This is a genomic window from Vibrio sp. VB16, from assembly GCF_015594925.2.
In the GTDB taxonomy this organism is placed as follows: Bacteria; Pseudomonadota; Gammaproteobacteria; order Enterobacterales; family Vibrionaceae; genus Vibrio.
In genome coordinates this window covers 1754815-1766663 of sequence record NZ_CP087590.1, presented here as the reverse complement: position 1 = coordinate 1766663, position 11849 = coordinate 1754815, and the positions used below count along the sequence as shown (strand labels likewise).

The window sequence follows — 11849 nt, the reverse complement described above, 5'->3', positions numbered from 1 at the left end:
GTAGAGTTAGTTTCTGAATAAAGCGAAATATTTGACGCAAATCACATTATTTTAAACAAAAAAAAGGCGAGCATAACGCTCGCCTTCTGAATATTTTCATTATTATCAACTAGCTGACTTTGCCTTTATCATATCAACCATAATGGCAACAGACTCGTCTAAATAAGCATCTGGACCTTCGTAATCTTTATCAACATCATCAAGAGAAGTAAATTCTTCTTCACCTAGTGAATTTTGACGTTCATTGATACGACCTAATCTTTTTGCTTCTCTATCCTCTATTTTGTCTTTCCTAGTTTTCTCACTTAGTGACAAAGTATTGTCGTCTTTCTCTAGCTTGTATTGAGCAATATCTTGCGCAATAAAACCAAATTCTCTATCGCTACTTATACGAAGCTCATGTTGCAAATTAAGTGCAGCTATTTGTGTATCACGTTGTTTCAATACATCATAGACTGCTTTATCGATGCTATCCCATGGCAGCGCATTATCTTCAACACTTTCACCCGTTTCTTCTGGGTCAACGGCACTAGGATAAGATATGTCAGGTACGACACCTTTATTCTGCGTGCTACCACCATCAATACGGTAGAATTTTTGAATAGTGTATTGAACATAGCCTAGTTCTTTATCAAACAAATCATAGATATGATTTAGTGAACGATGTTGCTGTACCGTCCCTTTACCAAAGGTTTGCTCTCCTAAAATAATTGCACGTCCATAGTCTTGCATGGCGGCAGCAAATATCTCTGACGCAGAGGCGCTATAACGGTTAGTCAAAACAGTTAGTGGTCCATCATAGCTAGAGATGTCGTCGGTATCGGCGTTAACATTCACACGACCGTAACTATCTCGAACCTGAACAACGGGCCCTTTCTTAATAAACAGACCCGACAATGCGGTCGCTTCAGTTAGCGCCCCACCACCGTTGTTTCTCAAGTCGACAATGATGCCGTCTATAGATTGCTGTTGAAGTTCTTTGATTAGCTTGTCTGTATCCTTTGATAAGCCAACATAGAAACTAGGAACTTCAAGAACGCCTATTTTTTTGCCGTCTCTTTCAATAACCTCAGACTTAACCGCTCTATCTTCTAGACGAACTTTATCTCGCACTATTGTGACATCGTAACTTTTAGAGTTTTTACCTTCAGGCAATATGTTCAGTGTTACTTTGGTCCCTTTCGGTCCCTTGATCAACTGAACAACGTCGTCTAATCGCCAACCTATTACGTCCACCATGTCGGCGCTTTCTTGTCCAACACCTATGATGCGGTCTCCGTCAGACAATTCTTTACTTTTAGACGCAGGGCCGCCAGCCACCAGCGAACGAATCACGGTATAGTCATCGGTCATCTGTAAAACCGCACCGATCCCTTCTAAAGATAAGCTCATCTCTGACTGGAACTGTTCTGCATTACGTGGTGACAGATAACTCGTATGTGGGTCTACCTGACGAGCAAAAGCATTCATGTATATTTGGAATGCATCTTCACTTTTAGACTGAGTAATACGCTTTATGGCGTTGTTATAACGCTTTTCAAGCATTTCCTTTATTTCAGGCCACTCTTTGTCCGTCAATTTTAGACTTAAGGCATCGTACTTAACACGCTTACGCCACAGTTCATCTAACTCTTTGGTATTTTGGGCCCAATTCGCTTCAGAACGATCCAATTCAATCGATTCTTCAACATCGAATTTGATTTCTTTGTCTAAAACAGACAAAGCAAACACATAACGCTCGAATCGCTTCTCCATTGCAAGGTTGTAAACATCAAAGGCAATTTGATTGTCGCCAATCTTGAGTTGGTCATCTAACTGAGTCGACCATTCAGAAAAAGAATCTATATCCGCTTGGGTAAAAATATTTCGACTGAAATCAAGCAGCTCTAAATAACGCTCAAACATCGCCTTAGAGAAATCATCATCGAGACTAAAATGCTTATAGTGAGATCGAGTAAAGCGAGACGTTACTCTTTTACTTGCCGTTTGGTGTTGAACTTCCGGTGCAAGTGTGGGTAATTGGTCTTTAGAAATTTTGGATTCTAAAGCTTGTGCAGAAGCCGCAATGCTAATGCATGCGGCGACTAGAGTCAGTTTTAAATGGCAATTCATGCGTAGGATAGTCTCCTCTATGCGCGTAAGTGCTCCGCTTTAACAACCATTTGAAGACCGTTGGTTAGGCGAACACGCACATCATCCTTATTAATTTCAACTATAGTTGCAGCCATATTTCCTTTACCCATATTCACATTTACTTCTTTTCCAACGATCATATCATCAGAGGTTAGTGCACGTGTTTCTGGGGCTGCAGGCTTGTTATTTTGTTTCTGTTGCGGCGCGGCAGGTTTAGCACGACGTTGCTGTGCTGGCTTTGTCGCATTTTGTTTCGCTTTGCCTTCTTCGCGAGCTTTAATTGCTTGCTCTTTCCGGCGTGCTTGAACTCGAGCTTTACTCTCAGCCAAGGCTTGTTTTGCGTGCTCTACATGTTCTTCTTCCAACTCACCACATGCATTACCGTCCAAATCCACACGAGTCGCTCCTGGTTTTATACCATGAAGATAACGCCATGAAGAAGTATATTGTCTTAATGCTGCACGTAATTGAGTTTTACTCACTCTAAGATCTTCAGACAGACGCTCAGCGAGGTCTTGAAAGATACCGATCTTAAGTGGTTTAGCTTCACCATCTAGAGTAAAGCATTTAGGGAAACATTCAGCAATATGTGCGATTACTTCTTTGCTGTTTTTTAACTTTTCAGTGTTTTCCATGAGGTTTCCTGGTTGGAGCGGCCTTCCCGCGAACTAAATCTGACAAATATTTGCGCTATTATAAAGAGATGCTAATGAAAAACCACAGGCAATTGACTTTTTATGTCTCGTTCGCCTGTGAATTAAGCACCTTTTGCACTTCAGCCATCAAAACAGTCAGTCCTTGTTGATCAATTTCGCTAAAACGCGACGGAATAGGACTATCGATATCTAAAACGCCCGCTAGCTTACCAGAGATCGAAAAAGGAATAACCAACTCTGACACACTTTCTGCGTCACAAGCGATATGACCTTCAAAATCATGAACATTTTCTATTCGTTGTACGGTATTCGTTGCCATTGCCGTTCCACACACACCTCGACCTATTGGAATTCGGACACAGGCAGGTTTACCTTGAAATGGACCGAGCACCAATTCAGTGTCGTCCATCAAATAGAATCCAACCCAGTTTATTTCTGGCAACTCCATATTCAACAATGCACTGATGTTAGAAAGATTAGCAATCAAGTTCTTTTCCGACTCTATTATCGCGATTGCTTGCTTTGTTAACGTTTGATAATTACTTAATTCCATACTCAGGTTTACCACTTTACAATATAATGTTTCGTTATTTTGACTATGATTACTCGTAATCTAGCAAATTACTATGTAATGTTCATACTTAGCAGCCTATCAGCTTGTTTAAGCGAGAAATTATTTTTGTTACCATACATAGCAACGACTAAGCTTACAAATAACAATTAGTTATGGCTAGTAATTTAAAATGTCATTTATAACCAAAGCAATACACAGTTAACCAAGGGATTAGAGACGAACAGAAGATGGATGCGGAAGGTTTAACTAGCAACAAGCAAAGTTCTACAAAAATACGCATCTGCAAAGGCTGTGAGTTGCCTGTCGCAGTAGAAAACGTCTCCGTTGGTAAAAGCGCCTATTGTCCCCGATGTAATATGAAGCTTTATAAAGGTGGCACACAACTCTTGATTGGTAACCTTGCTATTGCTGTTACTTGTCTTTTACTATTTATTCCCTCTCATTTTTTTCCGTTTATAAGCATTCGTTTGATAGGTGTGATGATACCCGCCACCCTTCCTTCTGGAACACTTACCCTAATACAAGAAGGGTTTATTGGATTGGGGTTGCTTATTCTTTTTTGTAGCTCCATCGCGCCCTTATTAGTAAGCCTAAGTGTTATATTGACTCATATTGCACTCAGATATCGATGGTTCGTCTCTTTAAAGTACGCTTTGTTGGTTATTCAATTTCTAAAGCAGTGGATGATGTTGGATGTATTTCTAGTGAGCGTCGCCATTTCATGTTTTAAGCTACAAGACTATTCAGACATCTTCGTAGGCATTGGATTATATGGCATTATTCTGTTGCAACTGTTTTCATTGATGTTGATCTCAAGGGTGAACGTGCGGCATTACTGGGAATCTTGGTATAAAGAATCTGATTTCAACTTCAAAAATAAAACCATACATTGCGGTCATTGTCATTTGTCTCAACCATTTTCTAAGCATTGCCAGCGTTGTCACACCACCTTACATCACCGAAAGCCTAACTCGATTCAAAAAACATGGGCACTTCTTATCGCCGCATCAGCATTTATATTTCCTGCGAATATCCTTCCTATATCCATTCTTTTTAATAATGGTCAGAGAATTGAAGATACTATCTTTTCTGGTATTGCTTATCTTATCGTGACCGACAAGTATGGGATCGCGCTAGTTATTTTTGTTGCGAGTATTGTCGTACCGGTGGCAAAGATCGTTGGTTTGGGTTACATACTGTTCAGTATCCAGTTCAAACAAAAAATCCTAAAAAAACAGAGAATGTTTATATATTTCGTTGTTAAGTGGATAGGAAAGTGGTCCGTAATGGACCTATTTGTAATATCGATAATGATGACATTAGTTGATAGAGGGCAGATACTTAATTTCACGCCAGGGTTCGGAGCTGTCGCATTTGGTGCCGTCGTCGTATTGACGATGTTAGCTACTGATAGTTTCGACCCAAGATTAATATGGGACAAAGTCCCTACTTCGTCAGCTCGACTAGATGAAGATTTTCCGATAGAACACAACCCCGAATTGAATCCTAACGTCACTGACAGGGAAGGTTAAGTAATCAATGAGTAATTCCGAATCAACACCGACAACTTATAAACCAAACGTTAAGAGAGACTTCGGGGTTTCACCTCTTTGGATCTTGCCTTTAGTCACTTTAGCATTAGCGAGTTGGCTGGTAATAAATGCAATCAATGATGCAGGCCAACGAATCCAAATATATTTCTCTGATGCCCAAGGGTTAATTGCAGGCCGCACGACTATCCAATATCAAGGTCTCGAGGTGGGAATAGTTCGTGACATCTCTCTGTCATCAAAACTAGAAAATATTTACGTAGATGCCGATATTTATCCTCAGGCGACCAAGCTATTGGGTAAAAACACTCGATTTTGGCTCGTAAAGCCAACCGCGAGTATCTCAGGTATTTCAGGATTGGATGCCCTCGTGTCCGGCAACTATATCGCTATTCAACCTGGGGAAAACATACAAAACGATGGAGACGATGACGAGTTCCCTAAAAAATATACAGCGTTGACCGACCGTCCTGCAGACCTACAAGCGAAACAAGGATTAAATATTACTCTCCGTTCTCAAGATCTAGGTTCAATCTCTATTGGCTCACAGATCGTATATCGAAAAATACCGATCGGTGAAGTGTATAGCTACAAACTAGATGACGATTCTAAAAACGTCTTAATTCGAGCGTACATAAAGAATGAGTTTTCCCACATTATTACGGATAAAAGTCGATTTTGGAATGTTAGTGGTGCCGGTGCTCAGATAGGGTTCCATGGCATTGATGTTCAGTTTGAAAGCCTGAGCGCGCTTTTAACGGGTGCGATAGCGGTCGATTCTCCAGATGGCGGAGAACCGATAAAAGAGAAGTCGCAGTTTAATTTGTACCCAGACTTAAAGACGGCTGGTCGCGGCATTCCCATTAAGATAACCCTGCCAGACGGAAATAAAATCAGTATTGGTGGTGCACCTATTATGTATCGCGGTTTAGAGATCGGACAGATCACCGACTTATCGCTGAGCGAAGGACGAGCCAGTATCGTGGCTTCCGCCGCCATTCAACCCGCTTTCAGTGATACGTTAAACGGGGGGACTCGTTTTATGTTAGAGGAACCTAAACTCTCTCTCACCGGCGTAGAAAATCTATCCAACTTGGTAACAGGAAACTTCCTCACTCTGATTCCTGGAACGGGTGTGCAAACGCGCAACTTTACCGCGGTCCGCAAAGATGACTTACTCAAAGAGAAACAGCGTTCGATCGCGATATCATTAACATCAGAAAATTCTTATGGTCTCGATGCTGGAATAGAAATTCTTTACCGCGGTTTCGCCGTCGGCTCCATAACTGAAACCAAATTGGTCGATGATCAGGTCATATTCAGCGCGCTAATCGATAACAAATATGGCGATTTGATACGCTCTCAGAATCGGTTCTTTGTCTCCGGAAGTGCGACGGCTGAGCTGACAGAATCTGGTTTAAGCATCACCGTACCACCTGCAAAGCAACTATTAACTGGTTCAATCAGTTTCATCAGCGAAGGCGAAGAAAAACCGAACAGTGACTATCGACTCTTTGCGAGTAAATCACTCGCAGAACTTGCGAGCTACAACCGTTCTGGAACACAGAAGCTCACTCTGTTTGCTAACGAACTCCCTTCTATCTCCAAAGGAAGCCCTCTGCTCTACCGAAACCTGCAGGTGGGTAAAATAGACGACTATTCGTTAACGGATGGTGGTGTGAAGATTGTGGTTCAAATAGAGAATCGTTATAAACATCTTTTGACAAAAAGTACGGTTTTTTGGAATCGATCTGGTGTTGATATTGACGCAAGTTTGACCGGGGTAAAAATTAAGGCCGCCCCACTAAAAACACTGTTACAAGGTGGTATTGCCTTTGATAACTTAGCAGGAGTAGAAAATAAACTGGGTAAATACTGGCGTCTATATGACGACTTTAAACACGCTAGGCGATATGGTAAAACTATCTCACTTTTAAGCTCTAGCAAGGTAACCGTTAGCAAAGGATCTGCTATTAAGTTTCAAGGTGTACAAGTAGGACAAGTAGAATTATTGATCCCAGATTTCGACAAAAAGCAGACCGAAATACAAGCTCGAATCTATCCTGAGTATGCAGAGAAAATTGCCTTAAAAGGAAGTTATTTTTGGCTTGTATCTCCAGAAATTGGATTAAACGGCGTCCAAAATTTAGACAGTCTACTCAGTGCCTATATCGATGTAGCGCCAGGCAAAGGTAAAAAAAGCACCCTTTTCGACTTAAACGAGACACCGGTAAATACATTAGGAATCAACTTCACACTGCAGAGCGAGCACCGAAACTCAGTGAGCATTGGTACACCTGTCCTCTACCGTGATATAGAAGTGGGTAAAGTGACAGATATTGATCTAGGCACATTTGCTGATAGAGTTGTATCAACGATTAAAATTCAACCTAAATACGCCTATCTCATCAGGGAAAATAGTGTATTTTGGAATGTATCAGGTGTGGATATTTCTATCGGCTTGTCTGGCGCTCAAATAAAAGCAGGTACGTTTGATAACCTATTGCGGGGAGGCATCGCATTCGCGACACCAGATAAGCAAAATATCTTACCCATAGCGAAACCTGACCACACTTTTATCCTCCACCCTGCGTTACAACCTGAATGGAGAGAGTGGCGCACCGCAATACCTAAACCACGCCAGTAACCATTGTCTAGCTAGGACAGGTAAAGTTAATAGCACCGTTTTGTCGATTTTATCCGTCGGGATAATCAAGCGAAAACGGTGCTAATCAATATGGATAGTTCTCTCTACCGACCTTAACGGCGTCTTACTAAAATTGACGTCGTAGAGTCGCCAATGACGAGTTTTGGTAGCCGCGAAAAAATAACATTGAGTACAAAGGACCCTTTTTGTTTTCATATGTGTAAAACATTCGTTAGAATTGCCCCCCATATTAAAATCACCGAGTATTATCTGTGCACGCTAACATCAAACTGCCGCAAGCGTTTCTAACTCAAATCGAATCAATCATGCCGTCCCATCTAAATATGGACGATTTTGTTGCAGCGTGTAAACGTCCTTTACGCAGAAGCATTAGAGTCAATACTTTAAAGATATCCGTCGAGGCATTTTTACAACGTGCAAAGGATAAAGGCTGGATACTTATTCCTGTACCTTGGTGCGATACCGGTTTCTGGATTGAAAGAGATGAGTCAGACAAGATGCCTTTGGGTAATACTGCTGAGCATATGTCTGGACTATTTTATATTCAAGAGGCAAGTTCGATGATGCCAGTAACGGCATTATTGAATGACCAAAACAGCGCGCTTGTGACAGTATTAGATGTTGCTGCAGCGCCAGGTTCTAAAACCACGCAAATAGCGGCAGCGATGGACAATAAAGGCGCCTTGGTTGCCAATGAGTTCTCTGCGAGTCGTATAAAAGGACTTTACTCAAACATCCAGCGGTGCGGCGTAAGAAACGTTGCCTTAACCAACTTCGATGGCCGCGTATTTGGCGGGTGGCTACCTGAAAAGTTTGATGCAATACTGCTCGATGCTCCCTGCTCTGGTGAAGGGACTATTCGTAAAGATGCTGATGCGATGAATAACTGGAGTAAAGAATCGGTAAACGAAATCGCGGTGACTCAAAAAGACCTCATTGAAAGTGCTTTTCACGCCTTAAAACCGGGTGGCGTTTTGGTCTACTCTACGTGTACTCTCAATTTAGAAGAGAACCAACAAGTCTGTCATCATCTATTCAATACCTTTCCTGACAAAGTGGCCTTTGAATCATTAAGCAATCTTTTCCCTAATGCTGAACAAGCAGTAACCGAAGATGGCTTCCTTCACATATTTCCTCAAATATTTGATAGTGAAGGTTTTTTTGTTGCCAAAATGCGCAAGCTTGGCTCAGTAGAAGCCCCTAGTGTCAAAAAACGATTGGGTAAGTTTCCCTTTGCTAAAGCAGATAGAATCACAAGTGACACCGTCACACAATCGCTATTTGAAGCGCTTGATATTCACCTTCCTGACAACGGTCAAGTATGGACTCGCGACAAAGAGGTCTGGTTATTCCCAATTGCGCTAGAATCAATGATCGGCAAGATTCGCTTCGACCGTATGGGGATAAAGTTGGCTGAGTCTCATAAGAAGGGGTTCCGTTGGCAACATGAAGCAGTCATCGCTTTAGCCACGGGCAAAGAAGCTGCCACGGTTGCTCTTTCTATCGAAGACGCTCGAGAATGGTACATGGGTAGAGACGTGCGACCGGAAGGATTAACGGGAACCGGTGGAGTAATAATAACATTCAATAACGATGTCATTGGTCTTGGGAAATGGGTCGGTACTAGAATCAAAAATGGCTTACCTAGAGAATTGGTTCGCGATGGTAACCTGTTCTAATAGACAAAGTAACAAAAGCAAAAAGCCCAAATTTTACTAAATCTGGGCTTTTTTATGATTAACCGATTGCAAAAATACACGATCTAATTTGATGCTACTCGCCTACAAGACGAATGCCTTCTTGTTCGATAGTAATAATGCCTTTTTTGTATAAACCACCAATGCTCTTTTTGAAGGTTCCTTTGCTTGTGCGGAAAACAGAAAAAATGGCGTCCGGTGTCGACTTGTCATTTAAAGGTAAATACCCTTCTTTCTTTTTCAATAAATCGATGATTTTTTCACTCAGGTCATCCATTTTAGCGACACCAATTTTCTGGAATGACAGATCAATTTTACCATCTTCTCTGACATTCTTAATAAAGCCTTTAAGGCGCTTGCCGATAAAGACCTTTCCGAACACTTCAGAAGGAAAAATCATTCCCCAGTGAGTACCGTTGATAATAGCTTTGTAACCGAGCTCGCTGCGCTCTGCGATGATTATATCTACCTGCTGGTTAAGCGTGTAACTAGAGGGTGTTTGATCTAGTATCTTGTTGAACTTTGTTGTACCAACAATTCGACCCGATGCTTTATCTCGGTACACGTAAACGAGGATATTTTGTCCTTCGTTAAATCGAGCACGCTGTTCGCTAAAAGGAACCAGAAGATCTTTCTTCTCAATGCCCCAATCAACAAATGCCCCTGTATTGTTAACCCCCACAACAGACATCAAACCAAACTCGCCCACTTGTGCAATTGGGGTTTCTGTTGTTGCAGTTAACTGGCTCTCTGAATCGAAGAATAAAAATACTTCTACACGCTGGCCAACCTCGAGTCCCTCAGGTGCTTGACGTTTTGGCAACATCACACTGCCGTAATCATCTGCATCTAGAAATAGACCGAAACTTTCAATTTTTACTACTTCTAGCTCGTTTATTTGACCAACTTTAATCATGAATCTGTTCCCATTCTTAATGAGCTCGGGATTATACGCTATCTAACTTTCTGTTGTTATTAAAATCTAATATCGATTTTGCCTATCTGTAATTAAAATAAACCCCGGCCTCTACTCTACCCCACCACTTTTATAGATAAGGTCAGACTAAAGGTTGCCATCGGGTCATTACCACTAATTGATGGGCACGTAGCGACAATTTTCACCGCTTTATTGATCCTCTCGCCAGTACTAATTGCCTCGTCTAACATGTCATCGATTAACCTTCCATCTTCACATGCGAAAATAACATCCGCTTCTGGTCGCTTTAGAAACTGACCTTCTACCTCTTTAAAAGCCAACGAGATTTTTTTTCCACTCTCTTGAGCCTTACTCATTGCTAGAAAGCCACCCGCAACATCAGCACCAACGGCTAACACGCCGAAATACATGCTATTTAAATGATTTTTTGTTTTACGTCTTAATGGGATTTTAACAATGACTTTCTCTTCATCCATTTCGAGTATTTTAGGTCTGCATATCCAAATTAAAGGAACTTTGGTAAAGGCGAAGAGATTAAGGTAAAGATTTGCTTTCGCTAAAGGAGATAACATAAAGGCGCCATATTAATTAACTGATTGGACCAGTTAAGCGGGCGCCTCTATAAATGTCAAATTAATGTTAACAAAATGATAACTACATTGGGTATTAACTTGTAACAACCACCTTCATGTTCTTAAGTTCTAGTAGTGTTTCTTGTAAGATAGGGGTTGATGCCAACGCAGGACATAAAACCAAATAAGGTTTCTTGGCTTTATTTACAAGCTTAACCATCTGAACAATCAGAATAGATACCGCCTCACTTTGAATATCAAAGCTATGCTCTAACGCATCATTTTTATTATCAATGCCAAGTGTAAATTGAGCGAGATTTTCGACATTTATAACCACACCATCAAAATATTGCAGTATTTTTTCAGCAAGAAGGATAGACGATGGTACATCACAAGAATAAAGTAGTTTGAGACCGTTTAAGCCTCTAGGTAATCCTTGCTCCGCAAGTTTATCGATAATCGTAGCTGCATCGCTTAAGGTTCTAACAAATGGCACAACAATCTCGATGTTAAGCCCATCAGCACGAAGTTGTTTCACTATTTGGCATTCTAACGCGAACGAAGAACCATATAATTCCGATGCGTAACGACCTACACCGCGTAGCCCCATTGCAGGATTTATTTCGTTGGTTTCACATTGACCACCCAACAGCGCGCTAAAAGCATAGCTGTCGCTGTTACTTAAGCAAACGCGGATAATTTTATGGCTCGGTGTAATAGAATCTCTAATGGCAGAATATAGTGTTGACACAAAATGCTCCGCAACCGTCTGACCATTAAGTATCGCTTGTAAGGTTGTCGTGTCTGTTTCAGACAGCGATGCCTGATCTATAGATGGGTGATAGAAAACCGTCTCCATAATCAGATCGGCTAATGACACGTATAACTGATCAGACTCAGTCTGCTCAATATAAGAAGGAAGCGCGTTAACGACTTCAATTTCTGAAAGAATGACACCTTGAGCTGCGTTACTCATTACTACTCCGTTAGATATTCAATTACTATGCTAACGAAAATACAATCCAACAACGCTTAACTCAAGCGAAAAGTGATGATAATTCT

Annotated in this window: 9 protein-coding genes; 3 read left to right on the top strand and 6 right to left on the bottom strand. The window is 41.3% G+C overall.

Translation table 11 applies throughout. The features are described from left to right. Positions 1-105: 105 nt before the first annotated feature. The 3 genes from prc to IUZ65_RS08080 all read right to left on the bottom strand — a co-directional run bounded on the left by prc (position 106) and on the right by IUZ65_RS08080 (position 3342). Positions 106-2112, bottom strand: coding sequence for a carboxy terminal-processing peptidase (gene prc, locus IUZ65_RS08090; protein WP_195703251.1), 2007 nt, complete (start codon positions 2110-2112; stop codon positions 106-108). Positions 2113-2129: 17 nt separating this feature from the next. Continuing rightward, positions 2130-2768, bottom strand: coding sequence for an RNA chaperone ProQ (gene proQ, locus IUZ65_RS08085; protein ID WP_195703250.1), 639 nt, complete (start codon positions 2766-2768; stop codon positions 2130-2132). A 100-nt stretch (positions 2769-2868) separates the two neighbouring features. Further along, a complete protein-coding gene (locus IUZ65_RS08080) occupies positions 2869-3342 on the bottom strand; it encodes a GAF domain-containing protein (protein WP_195703249.1) in 474 nt (157 codons plus the stop codon). 248 nt (positions 3343-3590) lie between these two features. On the opposite strand from IUZ65_RS08080, the gene IUZ65_RS08075 reads away from it, so the two are divergent. The 3 genes from IUZ65_RS08075 to rsmF all read left to right on the top strand — a co-directional run bounded on the left by IUZ65_RS08075 (position 3591) and on the right by rsmF (position 9260). Then, positions 3591-4895, top strand: a complete 1305-nt coding sequence (locus tag IUZ65_RS08075; protein WP_195703248.1) for a paraquat-inducible protein A — start codon at positions 3591-3593, stop codon at positions 4893-4895. A 7-nt stretch (positions 4896-4902) separates the two neighbouring features. Then, positions 4903-7560: an MlaD family protein gene (locus IUZ65_RS08070; RefSeq protein ID WP_195703247.1), complete on the top strand. Its 2658-nt coding sequence runs from the start codon at positions 4903-4905 to the stop codon at positions 7558-7560. A gap of 272 nt (positions 7561-7832) precedes the next feature. Next, positions 7833-9260, top strand: coding sequence for a 16S rRNA (cytosine(1407)-C(5))-methyltransferase RsmF (gene rsmF, locus IUZ65_RS08065; protein WP_195703246.1), 1428 nt, complete (start codon positions 7833-7835; stop codon positions 9258-9260). 94 nt (positions 9261-9354) lie between these two features. Here the strand turns inward: rsmF and IUZ65_RS08060 are convergent, their stop codons facing one another. The 3 genes from IUZ65_RS08060 to IUZ65_RS08050 form a co-directional block, all read right to left on the bottom strand. Beyond that, positions 9355-10194: a CvfB family protein gene (locus tag IUZ65_RS08060; protein WP_195703245.1), complete on the bottom strand. Its 840-nt coding sequence runs from the start codon at positions 10192-10194 to the stop codon at positions 9355-9357. A 116-nt stretch (positions 10195-10310) separates the two neighbouring features. Then, a complete protein-coding gene (locus IUZ65_RS08055) occupies positions 10311-10787 on the bottom strand; it encodes a PaaI family thioesterase (protein WP_195703244.1) in 477 nt (158 codons plus the stop codon). 94 nt (positions 10788-10881) lie between these two features. Next, on the bottom strand, positions 10882-11763 hold the full coding sequence (locus IUZ65_RS08050; protein WP_195703243.1) for a putative PEP-binding protein: 882 nt from the start codon (positions 11761-11763) through the stop codon (positions 10882-10884). Positions 11764-11849 lie beyond the last annotated feature (86 nt).